General features: G+C 63.9%; 21 protein-coding genes. 19 read left to right on the top strand and 2 right to left on the bottom strand.

What is annotated here, in order from left to right; all coding sequences use genetic code 11:
• The first annotated feature begins 31 nt into the window (after positions 1-31).
• Genes GEV38_RS08450 through murB form a run of 4 tightly spaced genes read left to right on the top strand, consistent with a single transcriptional unit; the run spans position 32 to position 2458 of the window.
• The gene (locus GEV38_RS08450) at positions 32-217 is read left to right on the top strand and encodes a Trm112 family protein (RefSeq protein WP_011532874.1); all 186 of its coding nucleotides are present in this window, start codon (positions 32-34) and stop codon (positions 215-217) included.
• Positions 214-978: a 3-deoxy-manno-octulosonate cytidylyltransferase gene (kdsB, locus tag GEV38_RS08455; RefSeq protein ID WP_054572821.1), complete on the top strand. Its 765-nt coding sequence runs from the start codon at positions 214-216 to the stop codon at positions 976-978. Before GEV38_RS08450 ends, kdsB begins: the two co-directional genes overlap by 4 nt.
• The gene (locus GEV38_RS08460) at positions 978-1442 is read left to right on the top strand and encodes a low molecular weight protein-tyrosine-phosphatase (RefSeq protein ID WP_003259973.1); all 465 of its coding nucleotides are present in this window, start codon (positions 978-980) and stop codon (positions 1440-1442) included. Before kdsB ends, GEV38_RS08460 begins: the two co-directional genes overlap by 1 nt.
• Complete coding sequence (gene murB / locus GEV38_RS08465; RefSeq protein WP_054572820.1) at positions 1439-2458, top strand: UDP-N-acetylmuramate dehydrogenase; 1020 nt, start codon at positions 1439-1441, stop codon at positions 2456-2458. The genes GEV38_RS08460 and murB overlap by 4 nt, the downstream gene beginning before the upstream one ends.
• A 185-nt stretch (positions 2459-2643) precedes the next feature.
• Here the strand turns inward: murB and rne are convergent, their stop codons facing one another.
• Positions 2644-5895: a ribonuclease E gene (gene rne / locus GEV38_RS08470; protein ID WP_173895766.1), complete on the bottom strand. Its 3252-nt coding sequence runs from the start codon at positions 5893-5895 to the stop codon at positions 2644-2646.
• A 798-nt stretch (positions 5896-6693) separates the two neighbouring features.
• On the opposite strand from rne, the gene rluC reads away from it, so the two are divergent.
• The 3 genes from rluC to sppA are packed head-to-tail and all read left to right on the top strand — an operon-like array spanning position 6694 to position 9327.
• On the top strand, positions 6694-7650 hold the full coding sequence (rluC, locus tag GEV38_RS08475; protein WP_013971570.1) for a 23S rRNA pseudouridine(955/2504/2580) synthase RluC: 957 nt from the start codon (positions 6694-6696) through the stop codon (positions 7648-7650).
• A gap of 3 nt (positions 7651-7653) precedes the next feature.
• Complete coding sequence (locus GEV38_RS08480; protein ID WP_015269406.1) at positions 7654-8328, top strand: HAD family hydrolase; 675 nt, start codon at positions 7654-7656, stop codon at positions 8326-8328.
• Between the two features lie 6 nt (positions 8329-8334).
• Positions 8335-9327 carry a signal peptide peptidase SppA gene (gene sppA / locus GEV38_RS08485; RefSeq protein WP_054572818.1) on the top strand — a complete coding sequence of 331 codons (993 nt, stop codon included), beginning with the start codon at positions 8335-8337 and terminating at the stop codon, positions 9325-9327.
• 74 nt (positions 9328-9401) lie between these two features.
• On the opposite strand, the gene GEV38_RS08490 is transcribed toward sppA, so the two are convergent.
• Positions 9402-9980, bottom strand: a complete 579-nt coding sequence (locus GEV38_RS08490) for a nucleoside triphosphate pyrophosphatase (protein WP_015269408.1) — start codon at positions 9978-9980, stop codon at positions 9402-9404.
• A gap of 96 nt (positions 9981-10076) precedes the next feature.
• Here GEV38_RS08490 and GEV38_RS08495 point away from each other — a divergent pair, with 96 nt between their 5' ends.
• The 12 genes from GEV38_RS08495 to GEV38_RS08550 all read left to right on the top strand — a co-directional run bounded on the left by GEV38_RS08495 (position 10077) and on the right by GEV38_RS08550 (position 20090).
• On the top strand, positions 10077-10604 hold the full coding sequence (locus GEV38_RS08495) for a YceD family protein (RefSeq protein WP_012313431.1): 528 nt from the start codon (positions 10077-10079) through the stop codon (positions 10602-10604).
• 13 nt (positions 10605-10617) lie between these two features.
• Complete coding sequence (gene rpmF, locus GEV38_RS08500; protein WP_003247154.1) at positions 10618-10800, top strand: 50S ribosomal protein L32; 183 nt, start codon at positions 10618-10620, stop codon at positions 10798-10800.
• 3 nt (positions 10801-10803) lie between these two features.
• Entirely contained in the window at positions 10804-11814 is a 1011-nt protein-coding gene (plsX, locus tag GEV38_RS08505; RefSeq protein ID WP_075044133.1) for a phosphate acyltransferase PlsX, read from the top strand.
• A 252-nt stretch (positions 11815-12066) separates the two neighbouring features.
• The gene (gene fabD / locus GEV38_RS08510) at positions 12067-13005 is read left to right on the top strand and encodes an ACP S-malonyltransferase (protein ID WP_080604850.1); all 939 of its coding nucleotides are present in this window, start codon (positions 12067-12069) and stop codon (positions 13003-13005) included.
• A 15-nt stretch (positions 13006-13020) separates the two neighbouring features.
• Positions 13021-13761 carry a 3-oxoacyl-ACP reductase FabG gene (gene fabG, locus GEV38_RS08515; RefSeq protein ID WP_003247160.1) on the top strand — a complete coding sequence of 247 codons (741 nt, stop codon included), beginning with the start codon at positions 13021-13023 and terminating at the stop codon, positions 13759-13761.
• A gap of 203 nt (positions 13762-13964) precedes the next feature.
• Positions 13965-14201 carry an acyl carrier protein gene (acpP, locus tag GEV38_RS08520; RefSeq protein ID WP_013971576.1) on the top strand — a complete coding sequence of 79 codons (237 nt, stop codon included), beginning with the start codon at positions 13965-13967 and terminating at the stop codon, positions 14199-14201.
• Positions 14202-14389: 188 nt separating this feature from the next.
• Positions 14390-15634, top strand: coding sequence for a beta-ketoacyl-ACP synthase II (fabF, locus tag GEV38_RS08525; protein ID WP_015269411.1), 1245 nt, complete (start codon positions 14390-14392; stop codon positions 15632-15634).
• Positions 15634-16449: an aminodeoxychorismate lyase gene (gene pabC / locus GEV38_RS08530; RefSeq protein WP_054572817.1), complete on the top strand. Its 816-nt coding sequence runs from the start codon at positions 15634-15636 to the stop codon at positions 16447-16449. Before fabF ends, pabC begins: the two co-directional genes overlap by 1 nt.
• Before the next feature lie 4 nt (positions 16450-16453).
• Positions 16454-17656: an endolytic transglycosylase MltG gene (gene mltG, locus GEV38_RS08535; RefSeq protein WP_015269413.1), complete on the top strand. Its 1203-nt coding sequence runs from the start codon at positions 16454-16456 to the stop codon at positions 17654-17656.
• 9 nt (positions 17657-17665) lie between these two features.
• A complete protein-coding gene (gene tmk, locus GEV38_RS08540; RefSeq protein ID WP_054572816.1) occupies positions 17666-18298 on the top strand; it encodes a dTMP kinase in 633 nt (210 codons plus the stop codon).
• Positions 18291-19277 carry a DNA polymerase III subunit delta' gene (locus GEV38_RS08545; protein ID WP_015269415.1) on the top strand — a complete coding sequence of 329 codons (987 nt, stop codon included), beginning with the start codon at positions 18291-18293 and terminating at the stop codon, positions 19275-19277. Before tmk ends, GEV38_RS08545 begins: the two co-directional genes overlap by 8 nt.
• Before the next feature lie 30 nt (positions 19278-19307).
• Positions 19308-20090 carry a TatD family hydrolase gene (locus GEV38_RS08550; RefSeq protein WP_013971582.1) on the top strand — a complete coding sequence of 261 codons (783 nt, stop codon included), beginning with the start codon at positions 19308-19310 and terminating at the stop codon, positions 20088-20090.
• Positions 20091-20385 lie beyond the last annotated feature (295 nt).

The following is a 20385-nucleotide window of genomic DNA, read 5'->3' on the forward strand; positions in this document are numbered from 1 at the left end:
TCCCGGCCACCTGGCCTAAAGGAAGCCTCAAATGGACACCAAACTGCTCGATATCCTGGCCTGCCCGATCACCAAGGGCCCGCTCAAGCTCAGTGCCGACAAGACCGAGCTGATCAGCAAGGGCGCCGGCCTGGCCTACCCGATCCGCGACGGCATCCCGGTCATGCTGGAAAGCGAGGCGCGCACCCTGACTGATGAAGAGCGTCTGGACAAATGAGCCTGGATTTCACCGTGGTGATCCCCGCCCGGCTGCGCTCCACGCGCCTGCCGGGCAAGCCATTGCTGTCGATCGCCGGCAAGCCGATGGTGCAGCATGTGTGGGAACAGGCCCGCAAGAGCGGCGCCAGCCGCGTGGTCATCGCCACCGACGACGCCAGCATCGTAGAGGCCTGCAAGGCCTTCGGCGCCGAAGTGCTGCTGACCCGTGCCGACCATGAGTCCGGCACCGACCGCCTGGCCGAAGTGGCCGTACACCTAGGCCTGTCTGCCGATGCCATCGTGGTCAATGTACAGGGCGACGAGCCGCTGATCCCGCCGGTGATCATCGACCAGGTAGCAGCCAACCTGGCGGCGCATCCGGAAGCCGGCATCGCCACCCTGGCCGAACCGATCCATGAGCCGGAAACCGTGTTCAACCCCAATGCGGTCAAGGTGGTCAGCGACAAGAACGGCCTCGCCCTGGCCTTCAGCCGTGCGCCGCTGCCCTGGGCCCGCGATGCTTTTGCCAAGGATCGCAACCTGTTGCCAGAAGGCGTGCCATATCGCCGCCACATCGGCATGTACGCCTACCGCGTCGGCTTCCTGCAGGACTTCGTCAGTTGGGGCCCATGCTGGCTCGAGCAGACCGAAGCGCTGGAGCAGCTGCGTGCCCTGTGGCATGGCGTGCGCATCCACGTCGAAGACGCCATCGAGGCGCCTGCCGTGGGCGTGGATACCCCTGAAGACCTGGAGCGCGTACGGCGCTTGCTGGAGGCCTGATGCGCGTCCTGTTCGTCTGCCTCGGCAATATCTGTCGCTCGCCCACCGCCGAAGGCGTGCTGCGCCATCAATTGCAAGCTGCCGGGCTTGCCGACCGGGTGCATGTAGCCTCGGCCGGCACCGGCGACTGGCACGTCGGCAAGGCGCCCGACAGCCGCACCTGCAAGGCAGCGCTGGCGCGTGGCTATGACCTCTCGCAGCAACGCGCCCAGCAGGTCAAGGCGGCGCACTTTGCCGAATATGACCTGATCCTGGCCATGGACGAGAGCAACCTTGGCCACTTGCGTGCGATGCGCCCGCACACGGCAGTGGGCGAGCTCGACCTGTTCCTGCGCCGTTATGGCGCAGCGCTGGATGAAGTGCCGGACCCGTACTACGGTGGCGCCGACGGCTTCGAGCAGGTGCTCGACCTGGTTGAAGCGGCGTGCCAGGCGCTGGTCCTGGAAATCAAGGGGCGGCTATGACAGTGCAGTGGCAGGAGCAGGTATCGCTCAAGCCGTACAACACCTTTGGCATCGATGTGAAGGCGCGGTATTTCACCCAGGCACATGATGACCAGGAGGTGCGCCTGGCGCTGGCCCAGGCGCAGCAAGGCGGCGTGCCGGTGCTGGTGATTGGCGGTGGCAGCAACTTGCTGCTCACCCGCGATATCGATGCGCTGGTGCTGCATATGGCCAGCCGTGGTCGGCGCGTGCTCGGCGACGATGGCGAACGTATCGTGGTCGAGGCCGAGGCCGGTGAGCCGTGGCACCCGTTCGTGCAGTGGACACTGGCGCAGGGCTATTGCGGGCTGGAGAACCTCAGCCTGATCCCCGGCACCGTGGGCGCCGCGCCGATGCAGAACGTGGGCGCCTATGGCGTGGAGATCAAGGACGTATTTGTCGGCTTGACCGCCCTGGACCGCGAGACCGGCGAGTTGCGTGACTTCGGCCTGGCTGAATGTGCCTTCGGGTATCGCGACAGCCTGTTCAAGCGCAACCCTGGGCGTTGGTTGATCCTGCGTGTGCGCTTTGCCTTGAGCCGTACGCTACAGGCTCACCTGGACTACGGCCCGGTGCGCCAGCGCCTGGCGGAGCAGGGCGTGACCGAACCGACCGCGCAGGCGATCAGCGAGGCGATCTGCAGCATTCGTCGCGAGAAGCTCCCAGACCCGGCAGAGCTGGGTAATGCCGGGAGCTTCTTCAAGAACCCGGTGGTCTCGGCGGAACTGGTCGAGCGTATTCGTGCGCAGTACCCGGGGGTAGTGGCTTATCCCCAAGCCGATGGCCAGGTGAAGCTGGCGGCAGGCTGGTTGATTGAGCAGGCAGGCTGGAAGGGCCACCGCGAGGGGGATGCCGGGGTGCATCGTTTGCAGTCGCTGGTGCTGGTCAACTACGGCCAGGCGAGCGGGGCGCAGATGCATGCACTGGCGCGCCGGATCCAGGCCGATATCCTCGAGCGGTTCGGGGTCGAGCTGGAGATGGAGCCTAACCTCTACTGATTCAGTGCCTGGGCTGGCCCTTTCGCGGCTGAAGCCGCTCCCACAGGGACGTCATAGGGCCTGAGGGTGGTGGGGGCCTGTGGGAGCGGGTTTACCCGCGAAGAGGCCGGTACAGGAAAAACGCCCAGCCAAGAAAAAGCCCCGCCAGTTCGCACTGGCGGGGCTTTTTCATTCAGCCTTGGCTATCAACCGTGATGAGGCTTTTGCTCATCGCTGGCTTCCAGGGCTGGCTCCTCGGCAGCAGCAGCTTCCTGCGCGGCCTTGGCTGCAGCCTCGGCCTCACGCTTGCGGCGACGCACTTCACGCGGGTCGTTCGGCGCACGGCCGTTGGCCAGCATGACAGTGGCAGGTTCCACCACCGCAGGGGCTTCGACCGGTGCAGGCTCGACGGCCACTGGTGCAGGCTCGGCCACCACTTCTGGCTGGGCTTCGACAACCGGGGCAGGTTGCTCGGCGACCGGAGCGGCTTCGACCACGGTCGGGGCCTGCTCGATTTCACCGGCTTCGACGGCAGGCGCTTCGACCGGTGCTTCGGCAACCACTACCGGTTCGGCAGCAGGTGCTTCGTCGACCACTGGCTGCGGAGCGACTTCGACCACTGGCTCGGCAGTTGCCTCGACCACGGCCACAGGCTCGCTGACCGGCTGCTCGACCACAGGAGCCACAGCCACTTGTTCAGCCTCGGCAGCAGCTTCTACCTGCTCGAACTTCTCAGCCTGCTCGACCGGCTGGGCGACTTCGGCGGTGGCAAGCTCGGCCTGCTGGTTGGCCTGGGCTTCGGCGTCGGCACTGATGTTGCTGCTGGCGACAGCGGCAGTCACGGCCAGGCCGGCGGCCAGTTCGGCACCCAGCTCGGTGGCCTGGTGCTGTTGTGGCTGCTCTTCGCTGCCTTCTTCCTCGCTGCCATCGATCAGCTCGCCGTTGGCGTTGCGCTGACGCTCACGACGGTTGCTGCGACGACGCTGGCCACGGGAACGGCGGCGCGGGCGCTCGCCATCGGTGCCTTCCTGTTCGTCCTGCAGCAGTTCTTCGTTCGGCAGTTGCTCTTCGGCCAGCTCGGCAGCCTGCTCGGCGGCTTCTTCGGCTACGCGTGGCTGACGCTCTTCGCGTGGTGGGCGAGGGGCACGTTCTTCGCGTGGAGCACGTTCTTCACGAGGTGCACGCTCTTCACGAGGAGCACGTTCTTCGCGAGGTGCGCGTTCTTCACGTGGAGCACGTTCTTCGCGAGGTGCGCGTTCTTCACGTGGAGCACGTTCTTCACGAGGTGCGCGTTCCTCGCGAGGTGCACGCTCTTCACGTGGGGCACGTTCTTCACGGGCTACACGTTCCTCGCGCGGCTGACGTTCTTCACGCTCGGCAGGGGTGGCGTCCAGTGGCTCACGCAGTTCGCGCACACGCTCTTCGCCACGATTGCCACGGCGGTCTTCGCGTGGCTGGCGTGGGGCACGTTCTTCACGCGGTGCACGTTCTTCACGCGGTGCACGCTCTTCGCGTGGGGCGCGTTCTTCACGTGGTGCACGCTCTTCGCGCGGGGCACGTTCTTCACGAGGTGCGCGCTCGGCACGCTCTTCACGCGGCTTGCGCTCTTCGTCGCGACGGCCGTTGCGGTTGCGGCTCTGCTGACGGCCGTTGCGGCGTTCTTCGTTGCGTGGGCTGCGCTCGGCGGCCGGCTTCTCGGCGGCAGTGACAACCGGCGCTGCGGCAGGCTCTTCCTTGCCGGCGAACAGGCTTACCAGCGACTTCACCAGGCCCTTGAACAGGCTTGGCTCCGGAGCGACCTGGGCAGGGGCGACCGTTGCGGCAGGCTGCGGTTCTTCGACAGTGGCCGGTACCGGCGCGTTGGCGCGGGCCGGGGCGGTCTTGACTGCGGCTTCCTGGCGAACCAGGGTGCGGGTGGCGGTCGGCTGCGGCGCTTCTTCGGCTTCGGCGGCGGCGATCTCGTAGCTGGACTGGTTGCTCAGCACTTCCGGATTGTCGTCGCGCAGGCGCTGGACTTCGAAGTGAGGGGTTTCCAGGTGATCGTTCGGCAGGATGATGATGCGCGCACGGGTGCGCAGTTCGATCTTGGTGATCGAGTTGCGCTTCTCGTTGAGCAGGAAGGCAGCCACCGGGATCGGCACCTGGGCGCGAACTTCGGCGGTGCGGTCCTTCAGGGCTTCTTCTTCGATCAGGCGCAGGATGGCCAGCGACAGCGATTCGACGTCACGGATGATGCCGGTGCCGGAGCAGCGTGGGCAGACGATGCCGCTGCTTTCGCCCAGCGAAGGGCGCAGGCGCTGACGGGACATTTCCAGCAGGCCGAAGCGCGAGATGCGGCCGACCTGGACGCGGGCGCGGTCGGCTTCCAGGCACTCGCGAACACGTTCTTCGACGGCGCGCTGGTTTTTCGCCGGGGTCATGTCGATGAAGTCGATGACGATCAGGCCACCGATGTCACGCAGGCGCAGCTGGCGGGCGATTTCCTCGGCCGCTTCCAGGTTGGTCTGCAGGGCGGTTTCTTCGATGTCGCTGCCTTTGGTGGCGCGCGCCGAGTTGATGTCGATCGACACCAGGGCTTCGGTCGGGTCGATCACGATCGAACCGCCGGACGGCAGGTCGACCACGCGCTGGAAGGCGGTCTCGATCTGGCTTTCGATCTGGAAGCGGTTGAACAGCGGCACGCTGTCTTCGTACAGCTTGACCTTGCTGGCGTACTGCGGCATGACCTGGCGGATGAAGGTCAGGGCTTCTTCCTGGGCATCGATGCTGTCGATCAGCACTTCGCCGATGTCCTGGCGCAGGTAGTCGCGGATGGCGCGGATGATGACGTTGCTTTCCTGGTAGATCAGGAATGGCGCGGCGCGGTCCTGGGACGCTTCCTTGATGGCGGTCCACAGTTGCAGCAGGTAGTCGAGGTCCCACTGCATTTCTTCGCTGCTGCGGCCAAGGCCGGCAGTGCGCACGATCAGGCCCATGTCGCCCGGCACGGTCAGGCCGTTCAGGGCTTCACGCAGTTCGTTGCGCTCTTCGCCTTCGATGCGGCGGGAAATGCCACCGGCACGCGGGTTGTTCGGCATCAGCACCAGGTAGCGGCCGGCCAGGCTGATGAAGGTGGTGAGGGCGGCGCCTTTGTTGCCACGCTCTTCCTTCTCGACCTGGACGATGACTTCCTGGCCTTCGCTCAGCACTTCCTTGATGTTGACCCGCCCTTCGGGGGCTTTCTTGAAGTATTCGCGGGAGATTTCTTTCAGCGGCAGGAAGCCGTGACGTTCGGAGCCGAAGTCGACGAAGGCGGCTTCGAGGCTGGGTTCGATGCGGGTGATCTTGCCTTTGTAGATGTTGGCCTTTTTCTGCTCGCGCGCGCCGGACTCGATGTCCAGGTCGTAGAGACGTTGGCCGTCCACCAGGGCTACACGCAACTCTTCGGGTTGAGTCGCGTTAATCAGCATTCTTTTCATGTTGTACCGTCGGTTTCCGGGCTGCCGGAAACGGCGTTCGGCACACACGACGTCTCATGGTCGGTGCCAAGGTGCGCAAAGGGTGGCCGGGCCACCCCCGTGTCGAGCGACGTTCGGCACCAGCCGGTTGCCCAGCCTGCCGTTGTCGCGACGACGCGTCCTGTTTGCTGCGGTGCCAACAAGGCCCCGGTGGCTTCGAATTGGAATCCGAATCAACCAAGCGGGCCTTGTGCACTCAGTCAGGAGGAGGAATCAACCGTCAGCCGTGGACGCCCGGGGGCATCTGTTCAGGACCTTATCCGCTCGCCAGCCGCTCAGTGGGCTGGTGGCCGGACGCGGTGCTACACGGTCCGAGGGCTGTGCATCTCCACCCTGCACGTATCCCTGATAATTCGGGTGCTGCCGCGCGCTGAATCCGCAACGGGTTGCATTTTTCGCCAGCGCAGGTACTGCGCTGGCGCCATTCATGTCCAAGGCAGGTATTTCCGAAGCATTCGCCGGGCGTTGCGTGGAAGCGACGGGGCGGGCAGAGGTGCAGCGAAAAGAATCGGGTAAGCAGGTGAAACACCGCACTTGTCGTTTTTTTTCGGTCTTCTCTACACAGCGCTGGTGGCGATTCCAGGCAATTCGGTAAACTGGCGAAAACCCCGTAGGACGGCCTCGCGTCCTGGAGAATTGCGTTGGTCAGGGACCGGCTCGGAGCCTGGTGCCGCTGGCCTGCCGCTTTTGGCGGCGTTCGCGACTATAGCAGCAATGATTAAGTGCTTCAATTCCATAAAAAATTGTTATGATCCCGCCATGACGACCAATACCCCTCCGACTTCCGGCGTTCAGCTGATCGAAGTCGCGCCGGAGCTTGCCGGCCAACGCATCGACAATTTCCTCATCACGGCCCTCAAGGGCGTGCCCAAGACCTTGGTGTACCGCATCCTGCGCAAGGGTGAGGTACGGGTCAACAAGGGGCGCGTCAAGCCGGAGTACAAGATCCAGGCCGGGGACATCGTGCGGGTACCGCCCGTCCGCCTGCCGGAACGTGACGAGCCCGCGCCGGTGGCCCAGGGCCTGTTGCAGCGCCTGGAAGCGGCCATTGTCTACGAAGACAAGGCGCTGATCGTGATGAACAAGCCGGCCGGCATCGCCGTGCATGGCGGTAGCGGCCTGAGCTTCGGCGTGATCGAGGCGCTGCGCCAGTTGCGCCCGGACGCCAAGGAGCTGGAGCTGGTGCACCGCCTGGACCGCGACACCTCCGGACTGTTGATGATCGCCAAGAAGCGCAGCATGCTGCGGCACCTGCACGCCGCATTGCGTGGCGACGGTGTCGACAAGCGCTACATGGCGCTGGTGCGCGGCCACTGGCCGACCTCGAAGAAGCAGGTCAGCGCGCCGTTGCTCAAGAGCAACCTGCGCTCCGGCGAGCGCATGGTCGAGGTGAACGACGAGGGCAAGGAGGCGCTGACCCTGTTCCGCGTGCTGCGCCGCTTCGGCGAGTTCGCCACCATTGTCGAGGCGCGCCCGATCACTGGCCGTACCCACCAGATCCGTGTGCACACCCTGCATGCCGGGCATATGATCGCTGGCGACAGCAAGTACGGTGACGAAGACTTCAGTCGTGAAATTCGCGACTTGGGCGGCAAGCGCCTGTTCCTGCATGCCTATGCGCTGACCGTGCCGCTGCCGGACGGTGGCGAGCTGAAGCTCGAGGCGCCGGTGGATGAAGTCTGGGCGAAAACCGTTGAACGTCTGAGTGCGTCCTGACCTATGAAAAAAGGCTATGAGCTACTGATCTTCGACTGGGATGGCACCCTGGCCGACTCGATCGGGCGTATCGTCGAGGCCATGAACGCCGCCGCCGAGCGTGCCGGTGAGGCGCAAAGCAGCGAGGACGCGGTCAAGGGCATCATCGGCCTGGCCCTGGGCGAGGCGATCCACACCCTGTACCCGCACCTGGCGCCTGCTCAGGTCGAAAGCTTTCGTCAGCACTATGCCGATATCTACATGGCCCTGGACCAGCAGCCCTCGCCGCTGTTCGAGGGTGTGGTCGAGTCGCTGGATGCCTTCCGTGCCGAGGGTTACCGCCTGGCGGTGGCCACCGGCAAGGCGCGTCGCGGGCTGGATCGGGTACTCAAGGCCAATGGCTGGGAGCAGTTCTTCGACATCACTCGCGCCGCCGACGAGACCCGCGGCAAGCCGCACCCGCTGATGCTCGAGGAAATTCTCCGGCATTGCGGTGTCGAAGCAGGGCGTGCGCTGATGGTTGGCGATTCGGCATTCGATCTGCAGATGGCCAGCAATGCCGGCATGCATTCGGTGGCCGTGGGCTATGGTGCCATGTCGCTGCAGGCACTGGCCGAGTTTGGTCCGCAGGTGTGCATCGATCATTTTTCCCAGTTGCGTGAGTGGCTGGGTGGTTCCGCAATTCCATTTCCAAGGTAGGTAAGCATGGCAGACGAATGGAAAGCCCCTGAGGCCGAACCCGACGAGGGGCGCGAAGAGCGCAAGAGCTGGAAGCTGCTGGAAAAGACCCTGCTGGCGGGCGTTCAGGAGCAGCGCCGGGCGCGACGCTGGGGGATCTTCTTCAAGTTGCTGACCTTCGTCTACCTGTTCGGCATCCTGATCCTGTTCACGCCGTTGATGGACATGGACAAGGCAGCGTCGCGCAGTGCCAGCCATACCGCGCTGGTCGAGGTGCGCGGGGTGATTGCCGACCAGGAGCCAGCCAGCGCCGACAATATCGTCAAGAGCCTGCGCGAGGCGTTCAAGGACAGCAAGACCAAGGCTGTGGTGATGCGCATCAACAGCCCGGGAGGCAGCCCGGTGCAGTCGGGTTACGTGTATGACGAAATTCGCCGTCTGCGGGCTGAATATCCGGCCATCAAGCTGTATGCGGTCATCGCCGACCTTGGCGCTTCCGGTGCCTACTACATCGCCAGTGCGGCGGACGAGATCTATGCCGACAAGGCCAGCCTGGTGGGCTCGATTGGTGTGACGGCGGCCGGTTACGGCTTTGTCGGCACCATGGAGAAGCTGGGTGTGGAGCGGCGTACCTACACTGCAGGCGAGCACAAGGCCTTCCTCGATCCGTTCTCGCCGCAGAAGCCGGAAGAGACCGAGTTCTGGCAGGGCGTACTGAATACCACGCACCAGCAGTTCATTGCCATGGTCAAGCAGGGGCGGGGTGAGCGCCTGAAGGACAAGGAGCATCCGGAGCTCTTCAGTGGCCTGGTCTGGTCGGGCGAGCAGGCCAAGGAGCTGGGCCTGGTGGATGGGTTGGGCAGTGCCAGCTATGTGGCGCGCGAGATCGTGGGTGAAAAGGAGTTGGTGGACTTCACCGTGCAGGAATCGGCGCTCGATCGCTTCTCCAAGCGCGTTGGCGCCAGCGTGGCTGAACGCTTGGCGATGTGGATGGGCTTCCAGGGGCCGCAGTTGCGCTGATCCGGGATTGTCGGGGGCGCTTTGCGCCCTTTCACGGGCGTGCCCGCGAAGGGGTGCGGCGCGGCCCCAAAACCTCAGGGAATCACCACCCCTTCCTTGGTCAACATATCCACCAGTCTAATCAACGGCAGTCCGATCAGGCTGGTCGCATCGCACCCGTGCGTGCTCTGGAACAGGCTCACTCCCAGGCCCTCGGCCTTGAAGCTGCCGGCGCAGTCCAGCGGCTGTTCCGCCGCCACATAGCGCTCCACTCGCTCCCGGTCCAGTTCGCGCAGGGTCACGGTAAACGGCACGCAGTCCACCTGGCAGTGCCCGGTGGCGCTGTTCAGCAGCGCCAGCCCGGTCAGGAAGCTCACCTGCTGCCCGCTGCACTCCAGCAGTTGCTCGCAAGCCCGCTCGAAGGTGTGCGGCTTGCCCAGTACCTGCTCGCCCAGCACCGCAACCTGGTCCGAACCAATGATCAGCTGCCCGGGGTGGCTGCCTGCCAGGGCCTCGGCTTTTTGCCTGGCCAGCCGCTGCACCAGCTCCACCGCCGGTTCGTCATCCAGGCGTCGCTCGTCTATATCGGGGCTTGCCCAGGTGAAGGGCAGGCGCAGGCGTGCAAGCAGTTCGCGGCGGTAGGCAGAGCTGGAAGCCAGTAACAGAGGAAGCATGGTAGACTCCTGAATCGGTTGAACAAATTCTATCACGCACGATGCCGCCGAATTTCCTTTGACAGGGGCGGGGGGCATCCCTAGAATGCTGCGCCTATGTTGAATGACCCGATTCCACCTCACGTTGACCCGCGCAAATTAGCCGATCGTGGCGTAACCCTTAACGGTTCGCTGCAGCTCGCTGATTTGGAAAGACTCTGCGACCCGCTTTCCGACAATGTCGGTACGGTGCAGGCGAAGTTCGATTTTGAACGAGATGAACAGCACGTGGTGGTTATCCACAGCGAGCTGGACGTCGAGGTCAAGATGGTTTGCCAGCGTTGTCTTGAGCTGGTCACCCTGCCGATCCACAGCGAATGTACATACGCCGTGGTGAAGGAGGGTGCGAATACCCAGTCGTTGCCGAAAGGCTATGACGTGCTGGAACTGGGCGAAGATCCTTTGGATCTGCAGGCATTGATCGAGGAGGAGCTTCTGCTCGCCTTGCCAATCGTGCCTGCTCATCATCCGGAAGAATGCCAGCAGCCGGCGGGCGCAGACGAGCCCGAATCGAGCAAGGACGAGGTATCGCGGTCCAACCCGTTCAGTGTTTTGGCGCAGTTAAAGCGTGACCCAAACGTTTAGGAGTTAATCAATTATGGCTGTTCAGCAGAACAAAAAATCCCGCTCTGCCCGTGACATGCGCCGTTCGCACGACGCCCTGTCGGAAAACGCGCTGTCGGTAGAGAAAACCACCGGTGAAGTACACCTGCGTCACCACGTTTCGCCAGAAGGCGTATACCGTGGTCGCAAAGTGGTCGACAAGGGCGCTGACGAGTAATCCTTGTCCGCTCAGATCATCGCGATCGACGCAATGGGCGGGGACTTCGGTCCCCGCAGCATTGTCCAGGCTAGCATTGCCTGCCTTTCGGCTACCCCCTCGCTGCACCTGACCCTCGTCGGTCAACCCTCCCTCCTCGAAGATCTTGTCAGCGGCCTTGCGGCTGCGGATCGCGCGCGCCTGCAAATCGTGGCCGCCAGCGAGGTGGTCGGCATGGACGAGCGGCCATCCCAGGCGCTGCGCGGCAAGCCGGACTCGTCGATGCGCATCGCCCTCGAACTGGTGCGCGACGGCAAGGCTCAGGCCTGCGTCAGCGCCGGCAATACCGGGGCGCTGATGGCGCTCTCGCGTTTCGTGCTCAAGACACTGCCAGGTATCGATCGGCCGGCCATGGTGGCGGCGATCCCGACCCAGACCGGTTACTGCCAGTTGCTCGACCTTGGCGCCAACGTCGACTGCAGCGCCGAGAACCTCTACCAGTTCGCCGTGATGGGCTCGGTGGCCGCCCAGGCGCTGGGTGTGCAGCGGCCGCGCGTGGCGCTGCTTAACATCGGTACCGAGGACATCAAGGGCAACCAGCAGGTCAAGCTGGCGGCCAGCCTGTTGCAGAACGCCCGCGGGCTCAACTACATAGGCTTCGTCGAGGGTGACGGGTTGTATCGCGGCGAAGCCGATGTGGTGGTGTGCGACGGGTTCGTCGGCAACATCCTGCTCAAGTCGAGCGAGGGGCTGGCGACGATGATCGGTGCGCGCATAGAGCAGTTGTTTAAGGGTGGCGTATTGTCGCGGGCAGCCGGGGCCGTGGCCATGCCGCTGCTCAAACGCCTGCAGGCCGACCTGGCACCGGCGCGGCACAATGGTGCGAGTTTCCTGGGGTTGCAGGGCATCGTCATCAAGAGCCATGGCTCGGCGGGGGTGCAGGGCTTCCAGAGTGCCATCCAGCGGGCGTTGATCGAGATTCAGGAAAACCTGCCGCAGCGCTTGCATGGGCGGCTGGAAGATTTGCTGTTGTAGCCTGTGCCGGCCTCTTCGCGGGTAAACCCGCTCCCACAGGTGCCCCATAACCTTTAGGTCTGTGGTAACCCTGTGGGAGCGGGTTTACCCGCGAAGAGGCCGGTGCTGAAGGAATAAAGACCTTAGGCATATCGCCGCTGAAGTGCTTAAATGTGACCGCTTGGTCCGCGTCTCCATCCAAGTTTTCAGATTCCGCGTCTGGCTAATGTCCGGCGCACCCTATCCGACGACAAGATCATAAGGGCTTGTTCAATGTCTGCATCTCTCGCATTCGTCTTTCCCGGTCAAGGTTCCCAGTCGCTGGGCATGCTCGCCGAGCTCGGCGCCGAGAAGCCAGTGATCATCGAAACCTTCAAGGAAGCGTCCGAGGCACTCGGTTACGACCTGTGGAAGCTGGTCCAGGAAGGCCCGGAAGAGCAACTCAACCAGACCGACAAGACCCAGCCGGCCATCCTCACCGCGTCCATCGCACTGTGGCGCCTGTGGCTGGAAGAGGGCGGTGCCAGGCCGGCCTTCGTCTCCGGTCACAGCCTGGGTGAATACAGCGCCCTGGTTGCCGCCGGCAGCCTGAGCCTGAAAGATGCCGTGCGCCTGGTCGAGCGCCGGGGCCAGCTGATGCAGGAAGCCGTGCCGGCCGGTCATGGCGCCATGGCCGCCATTCTTGGCCTGGACGACGCCGTGGTCGTGGAAGTCTGCGCCGAAGCGGCCGAAGACCAGGTGGTCAGCGCGGTCAACTTCAACTCGCCAGGCCAGGTGGTTATCGCTGGCAACAAGGCCGCCGTCGATCGCGCCATCGAGCTGTGCAAGGCCAAGGGTGCCAAGCGCGCCCTGCCGCTGGCGGTCAGCGTGCCGTCGCACTGCGCGCTGATGAAGCCGGCTGCCGAGCGCTTTGCCGAGTCGGTCAACGCCATCGAGTGGCACGCCCCGCAAATTCCCGTGGTGCAGAACGTCACCGCTGCCGTTGCCGCTGACCTTAATGCCCTCAAGCACGACCTGCTGGCGCAGCTGTACCAGCCAGTGCGCTGGGTCGAATGCGTGCAGACCCTGGCCGCTAACGGTGCGGTCAACCTGGTCGAGTGCGGCCCGGGCAAGGTCCTGGCCGGCCTGAACAAGCGTTGCGCCGATGGCGTGACCACCTACAACCTCAATACCCCTGACGCCGTCGCCGCCACCCGCGCGGCACTGGCCTGATTTGGAGAAGCTTGCATGAGCCTGCAAGGTAAAGTTGCACTGGTCACCGGCGCCAGCCGTGGCATTGGCCAGGCCATCGCCCTCGAGCTGGGCCGCCAGGGCGCGACCGTGATCGGCACCGCCACGTCGGCCTCCGGCGCCGAGCGCATTGCTGCCACGCTGAAAGAACACGGCATCACCGGTACCGGCATGGAACTGAACGTGACAAGCGCCGAATCGGTTGAAGCTGTGCTGGCCGCCATCGGCGAGCAATTCGGCGCACCGGCCATCCTCGTCAACAACGCCGGTATCACCCGTGACAACCTCATGCTGCGCATGAAGGACGACGAGTGGTTCGACGTGATCGATACCAACCTGAACAGCCTCTACCGTCTGTCCAAGGGCGTGCTGCGTGGCATGACCAAGGCACGTTGGGGCCGTATCATCAGCATCGGCTCGGTCGTCGGTGCCATGGGTAACGCCGGCCAGGCCAACTACGCGGCCGCCAAGGCCGGCCTGGAAGGCTTCAGCCGCGCCCTGGCGCGTGAAGTGGGCTCGCGTGGCATCACCGTCAACTCGGTGACCCCGGGCTTCATCGACACCGACATGACCCGCGAGCTGCCAGAAGCGCAGCGTGAAGCGCTGCAGACCCAGATCCCGCTGGGCCGCCTGGGCCAGGCCGACGAAATTGCCAAGGTTGTTTCGTTCCTGGCATCTGACGGCGCAGCCTACGTAACCGGCGCTACCGTGCCGGTCAACGGCGGGATGTACATGTAACACTGCAACTCAATGTGACGGATTTCGTAAAAAAAGAGTCATACTGCGAGCCTAAAATCCGTTATAAAGCTGCAACCAGATTCCAGGCAGCGGGTGTGGGGGTTGGTGTGAAGGCGTGTTTAGCTTGAAAAGCGAACGTCTTTCTATAAAATTAGCCACCGGCCAGCTGCCTGACATATGTCCATTAGGAGTGAAAACTAGGTATGAGCACCATCGAAGAACGCGTCAAGAAAATCGTCGCCGAGCAACTGGGCGTCAAGGAAGAGGAAGTGACTCTCGAGAAGTCCTTCGTCGATGACCTGGGTGCCGATTCGCTTGACACCGTTGAGCTGGTGATGGCTCTGGAAGAGGAATTCGAGACCGAAATCCCTGACGAAGAAGCCGAGAAGATCACTACCGTTCAAGCTGCCGTAGACTACGTCAAAGCCCACCAGGCCTAAGACGCTGTAGTCGACGCTTCTTGTCGGGAAAAACCGCACTGCCTTTGCCGGCGTGCGGTTTTTTCTTTGCGAGCACCCTGCGTTTTGCAAGTCGGTCTCGTTCACCGGGTATCAAGAGCTTGTTGCCATTTCATTCCATCGCTTGAATGCAATGGCAAGAAACTCTGTCATTAGAAAAGGAGAGTACTGTGTCGCGTAGACGCGTCGTGGTCACCGGTATGGGTATGCTGTCGCCACTGGGTACTGATGTACCGAGCACCTGGCAGGGCATTCTGGCTGGCCGCAGTGGCATCGGTCCGATCGAACACACGGATCTGTCTGCCTACTCCACCCGTTTTGGCGGCTCGGTGAAAGGCTTCGAGGTCGAGCAATACCTGTCGGCCAAAGAGGCCCGCAAGCTCGACCTGTTCATCCAGTACGGCTTGGCGGCCGGGTTCCAGGCAGTGCGTAATGCCGGTCTGGAAGTCACCGACGCCAACCGCCAGCGTATTGGCGTGGCCATGGGCTCGGGTATCGGCGGCCTGACCAATATCGAAGAAACCAGCCGCACCCTGCACGACTCGGGGCCGCGTCGTATTTCGCCTTTCTTCGTGCCAGGCTCGATCATCAACATGATCTCCGGCTTCCTGTCGATCCACCTGGGGCTGCAAGGGCCGAACTACGCCATCGCCACCGCGTGCACCACTGGTACCCACTGCATCGGTATGGCCGCGCGCAACATCGCCTACGGTGAAGCCGACGTGATGATCGCCGGCGGCGCCGAAATGGCTGCCTGCGGCCTGGGCATGGGCGGCTTCGGCGCCTCCCGCGCACTGTCCACTCGCAACGACGAGCCGACCCGGGCCAGCCGCCCGTGGGACAAGGGCCGTGACGGCTTCGTGCTGTCCGACGGTGCTGGTGCCCTGGTGCTCGAAGAACTGGAACATGCCAAGGCCCGCGGCGCGACCATCTATGCCGAACTGGTCGGGTTCGGCATGAGCGGTGACGCTTACCACATGACTTCGCCACCCGACACCGGTGAAGGCGCTGCCCGTTGCATGGCCAACGCCTTGCGCGATGCCGGCATCCAGCCGGAAGAGGTCAGCTACATCAACGCCCATGGCACCTCGACCCCTGCTGGCGACGTGGCCGAAGTGGCGGCGATCAAGCGCGTGTTCGGTGAGCATGCCTACAAGCTGGCGGTCAGCTCGACCAAGTCGATGACCGGCCACCTGCTGGGCGCCGCCGGTGCCGTAGAAGCGATCTTCAGCGTACTGGCAATCAACAGCCAGATGGCTCCGCCCACCATCAACCTGGACGAGCCGGACGAAGGCTGCGACCTCGACTTCGTGCCGCACCAGGCGCGCAGCATGCCGATCGATGTGGTGCTGTCCAACTCGTTCGGCTTTGGCGGTACCAACGGTTCGCTGGTATTCCGCCGGTTCGCCGGTTGATGCAAAGCTGGATCGATGGCCAGCCGGCGGCTGCAGTCAACCTGCAGAACCGCGGCCTGGCCTACGGCGATGGGCTATTCGAGACCATCGCCGTGCGCGACGGCCGGCCCAGCTTGCTGGACGGCCACCTCGCACGCCTGGCGCTGGGTTGCCAGCGCCTGGCGATCAGTACCGACCTGGCGCTGGTACGCGACGAACTCCTGCGCTATGCCAGCCAGCTCGGTGATGGCGTAGCCAAACTCATCCTTACTCGTGGTGACAGCCAGCGCGGTTACGCACCGGTTGCCGGTGCCGCGCCGCGGCGTATTCTGCAGGGCAGCCCGTTGCCCAGCTATCCTGTCGACAATGCCGAGCAGGGCGTGCAACTGTTTCCGTGCCAGACCCGGCTTGGGGAACAACCGCTGCTGGCCGGCCTCAAACACCTCAACCGCCTGGAGCAGGTGCTGGCCCGTGCCGAATGGCAGGACAGCGAACATGCCGAAGGCCTGATGCGTGATGGGCAGGGCAGGGTGATCGAAGGTGTGTACAGCAATCTGTTCCTGGTGCGCGATGGCGTGCTGTTCACGGCTGACCTCAGCCGCTGTGGCGTCGCTGGCGTGATGCGGGGCGCGTTGCTGGAACAGGCAGCGCTGCAGGGCATCCCGGTGCAGGTCTGCGACCTGCCGTTCGACGCTCTGGAGCAGGCAGATGAAGTATTTGTCTGCAACAGCGTCTACGGTGTCTGGCCCGTGCGAGGCGTTGCCGAGCTAAACTGGTCGCCGGGCCCGCTCACCCGTAAACTGCAGGCCGTTGCCCGTACGTTACTGGAAACCTGAATTCGTGAGACGTAAATTCCTGCTGCTGCTGGAAATGGGCTTGATCCTCGCCGGCCTTGCCGTGGGCTGGTCCGCCTGGAAAGTCAACTCGGTCCTGGAGCAGCCTCTGCACGTGACGCAGGAGCGCCTGCTGGACGTGCCCAATGGCACCACCCCCAACCGCATGTTCTATCGCATGCAGAACGAAGGGTTGCTCGACGACGCCGTCTGGTTGCGCCTGTACTGGCGTTTCAACATGGCCGGCACCCCTCTGCACACCGGTGAGTATCGCCTGACCCCCGGCATGACCGTGGAGCAGCTGTTCGATGCCTGGCGTCGAGCCGACGTGGTGCAGTACAACCTCACCCTGGTCGAAGGCTGGACCTTCCGCCAGGTGCGCGCGGCCGTGGCCAAGCATGAAAAGATCAAGCACACCCTGGACGGGCTGTCCGATTCGGAAGTGATGGACAAGCTCGGCCATACCGGGGTGTTCCCTGAAGGGCGCTTCTTCCCGGACACCTATCGCTTCGTGCGCGGCATGACCGACGTCGAGTTGCTGCAGCAGGCCTATATGCGCCTGGACGAAGTGTTGGCCAAGGAGTGGGCCGAGCGCACCACCGACCTGCCATACCGCGACCCGTACCAGGCGCTGATCATGGCTTCACTGGTGGAGAAGGAAACCGGCATTCCTCAGGAGCGCGGGCAGATCGCCGGCGTTTTCGTGCGGCGCCTGCGCCTGGGCATGATGCTGCAGACCGACCCTACGGTGATCTACGGCATGGGTGAGCGCTACAACGGCAAGATCACCCGCGCCGACCTGCGCGAGCCGACGCCCTACAACACCTACACCATCACCGGCCTGCCGCCGACCCCGATCGCCATGGTCGGTCGCGAAGCGATTCACGCGGCGCTCAACCCGTCCGATGGCACCAGCCTGTACTTCGTCGCCCGTGGCGATGGCAGCCATGTGTTTTCCGACGACCTCGACGACCACAACTCGGCGGTGCGCGAGTTCCAGCTCAAGCGCCGTGCGGACTACCGCTCCAGCCCCGCGCCGCAATCGCAGCCAGAGCAACAGACGCAACCAGGTGCCGACGAGGCCGAACAACCCGAAGCCCCTGCCGACGAGTCTACCGTGCAGCCAGCGCCCGACCAGCCGCCTGTGCAGGACGCCCCAGCCGGCGGCGCGCAAGCGGCCGAACGGCCGATGTCTGACGAACAACATTAAGGACTGCCTGTGAGCGGCTTGTTTATTACTTTGGAAGGCCCCGAAGGCGCGGGCAAGAGCACCAACCGCGACTACCTGGCTGCGCGCCTGTGCGAGCAGGGCCTGGACGTAGTGCTGACCCGTGAGCCCGGCGGCACGCCGCTGGCCGAAAAGGTGCGTGAGCTGCTGCTGGCGCCCAGCGATGAAAGCATGGCGGCCGACACCGAACTGTTGCTGGTGTTCGCTGCGCGTGCCCAGCACCTGGCGCAGGTGATCCGGCCGGCGCTGGCCCGCGGGGCCGTAGTCTTGTGTGACAGGTTTACCGATGCGACATACGCCTACCAGGGCGGCGGGCGTGGTTTGCCAGTCGAGCGTATCGCCATCCTGGAGCAATTCGTCCAGGGCGACCTGCGCCCGGATCTGACTCTGGTCTTCGATCTGCCAGTCGAAGTGGGCCTGGCCCGCGCCGCCGCCCGCGGCCGCCTGGACCGTTTCGAGCAGGAAGGCCAGGCGTTCTTCGAAGCAGTGCGCCAGGCCTACCTGCAGCGCGCCGGTCGCGAACCACAGCGCTATACCCTGCTTGATGCCGCCCAGTCTCTGGAGGCGGTGCAGCGCTCCATCGATGCGTTGCTACCAGGCATCGTGGAGCGTTGCCGTGGCTGAGGCCTATCCTTGGCAGCAGGCCCTCTGGCAGCAACTGGCCGGCCGCAGCCAGCACGCTCACGCCTACCTGCTGCATGGGCCGCAGGGTATCGGCAAGCGGGCCTTGGCCGAGCGCCTGATGGCCCGCCTGCTGTGCCAGCAGCCCCAGGGCCTGGAGGCCTGTGGCGCGTGCAAGTCCTGTCTGCTGCTCAAGGCCGGCAGCCACCCGGACAACTTCGTACTCGAGCCCGAAGAAGCTGACAAGCCTATCAAGGTAGATCAGGTACGCGAGCTGGTGGCCTTCGTGGTGCAGACCGCGCAGCTGGGTGGGCGCAAGGTGGTACTGATCGAGCCAGTGGAGGCGATGAACGTCAACGCCTCCAACGCCCTGCTCAAGAGCCTCGAAGAGCCCTCCGGTGATACCGTGTTGCTGCTGGTCACCCACCAGCCCAGCCGTCTGTTGCCGACCATCAAGAGCCGTTGCCAGCAGGTCGCCTGCCCGCAGCCCAGCCTGGCCCAGAGCCAAGCCTGGCTGGCCGGCGCGCTGCCCGACAGTGATGAGACCGAGCGCGACGAGTTGCTGACCCTGGCTGCCGGTTCGCCGCTGATGGCGGTCAGCTTGCAGGCGCAAGGCGTGCGAGAGCAGCGTGCGCTGGTCACCGACGGGGTGAAGAAGCTGCTCAAGCAGCAGCAATCGCCTAGCCAGCTGGCCGATGCCTGGAACGGTGTACCGCTGCTGCTGCTGTTCGACTGGTTCTGCGATTGGGCGCACCTGATCCTGCGCTACCAATTGACCCAGGACGAGGAAGGGCTAGGCTTGGCCGATATGCGCAAGGTGGTGCAGTACCTGGCGCAGAAGAGCCGCCAGGCCAAGGTGCTGGAGGTGCAGGCATGGATCCTGGAACAGCGCCAGAAGGTGCTGGGCAAGGCCAACCTCAACCGCGCCCTGCTGCTTGAATCGCTGCTGGCCCATTGGCTGCAGTTGCCGGGCGCCCGCTGATTTTCATTTTTTCATGTGTGTCGTTATCCCATGCTCGTAGATTCCCATTGCCACCTCGACCGTCTGGACCTGAGCGCCCACCAGGGCTCCCTCGATGCTGCCCTGCAGGCGGCGCGTGAGCGCGGGGTCGGGCATTTCCTGTGTATTGGCGTCAGTGCCGAGAATGCTGGTGCGGTGAAGGCGCTGAGCGAGCGTTACGCCGATGTCGATTGCTCGGTGGGCGTGCACCCGCTGGACCTGGCGCCGGGCGAAACGCCGGCGCTGGAATGGCTGCTGCGCGAACTGGCTCACCCACATGTGGTGGCGATTGGAGAAACCGGGCTGGATTACCACTACGAGCCGGAAGCAGCCGAGTTGCAGCAAGCCTCGTTCCGCCTGCACCTGGAGGCCTCGCGGCAGACCGGCAAACCGGTGATCGTGCATACCCGTGCGGCGCGTGCCGATACCCTGGCACTGCTGCGCGAGGCCAATCTGCCGCAGGCCGGCGTGCTGCACTGCTTCACCGAAGACTGGGACATGGCCAAGGCGGCGCTGGACCTGGGGTATTACATTTCGTTGTCTGGCATCGTTACCTTCCGCAATGCCGATGCCCTGCGTGAAGTGGCGCGGCAGGTGCCGGTCGATCGTTTGCTGGTGGAAACGGATTCGCCGTACCTGGCGCCGATTCCGTATCGCGGCAAGCCGAATTTGCCGCAGTATGTGCGTGAGGTGGCGGAGTACGTGGCTTCGTTGCGCGGGGCCAGTTATGAGCAGTTGGCCGAACAGACCACTGCCAACTTCAAGCGTTTGTTCCCGTTGGCGCGGGTGGCCTGACTCGAAGGGTTGCGGGTGAGGGCACCTAGCAGCCCACACGTAATCCCAAAAATGCCCCCAACGCCCCCCCTCGAAACACCCAAAAAAAACCCGGGTTCTGGGGGGGGAATCCGGGTTAAGACCATTAGGAGTAAAACAAAGGTACGCGGTCCCTGAGCACCTTTATCGGCGCGCCACTTGGGGGGGATGCGCCGCGCCAACACTTCAAGTATTAGTCAGCTTTGGCGCAGTGCCAGTGCATATTGATCGATTTTTAAACAAATTTGGAATACGCCCACGTTTCATTCCTCCCGCA

It is taken from the genome of Pseudomonas sp. 13159349 (assembly GCF_013305685.1).
In the GTDB taxonomy this organism is placed as follows: domain Bacteria; phylum Pseudomonadota; class Gammaproteobacteria; order Pseudomonadales; family Pseudomonadaceae; genus Aquipseudomonas; species Aquipseudomonas asiatica.

Bases quoted from the DNA above. Each gene is read 5' to 3' on its own strand.
- GEV38_RS08450 (WP_011532874.1), top strand. From the start codon at position 32: ATGGACACCAAACTGCTCGATATCCTGGCCTGCCCGATCACCAAGGGC.
- kdsB (WP_054572821.1), top strand. From the start codon at position 214: ATGAGCCTGGATTTCACCGTGGTGATCCCCGCCCGGCTGCGCTCCACG.
- GEV38_RS08460 (WP_003259973.1), top strand. From the start codon at position 978: ATGCGCGTCCTGTTCGTCTGCCTCGGCAATATCTGTCGCTCGCCCACC.
- murB (WP_054572820.1), top strand. From the start codon at position 1,439: ATGACAGTGCAGTGGCAGGAGCAGGTATCGCTCAAGCCGTACAACACC.
- rne (WP_173895766.1), bottom strand. From the start codon at position 5,895: ATGAAAAGAATGCTGATTAACGCGACTCAACCCGAAGAGTTGCGTGTA.
- rluC (WP_013971570.1), top strand. From the start codon at position 6,694: ATGACGACCAATACCCCTCCGACTTCCGGCGTTCAGCTGATCGAAGTC.
- GEV38_RS08480 (WP_015269406.1), top strand. From the start codon at position 7,654: ATGAAAAAAGGCTATGAGCTACTGATCTTCGACTGGGATGGCACCCTG.
- sppA (WP_054572818.1), top strand. From the start codon at position 8,335: ATGGCAGACGAATGGAAAGCCCCTGAGGCCGAACCCGACGAGGGGCGC.
- GEV38_RS08490 (WP_015269408.1), bottom strand. From the start codon at position 9,980: ATGCTTCCTCTGTTACTGGCTTCCAGCTCTGCCTACCGCCGCGAACTG.
- GEV38_RS08495 (WP_012313431.1), top strand. From the start codon at position 10,077: ATGTTGAATGACCCGATTCCACCTCACGTTGACCCGCGCAAATTAGCC.
- rpmF (WP_003247154.1), top strand. From the start codon at position 10,618: ATGGCTGTTCAGCAGAACAAAAAATCCCGCTCTGCCCGTGACATGCGC.
- fabD (WP_080604850.1), top strand. From the start codon at position 12,067: ATGTCTGCATCTCTCGCATTCGTCTTTCCCGGTCAAGGTTCCCAGTCG.
- fabG (WP_003247160.1), top strand. From the start codon at position 13,021: ATGAGCCTGCAAGGTAAAGTTGCACTGGTCACCGGCGCCAGCCGTGGC.
- acpP (WP_013971576.1), top strand. From the start codon at position 13,965: ATGAGCACCATCGAAGAACGCGTCAAGAAAATCGTCGCCGAGCAACTG.
- pabC (WP_054572817.1), top strand. From the start codon at position 15,634: ATGCAAAGCTGGATCGATGGCCAGCCGGCGGCTGCAGTCAACCTGCAG.
- GEV38_RS08550 (WP_013971582.1), top strand. From the start codon at position 19,308: ATGCTCGTAGATTCCCATTGCCACCTCGACCGTCTGGACCTGAGCGCC.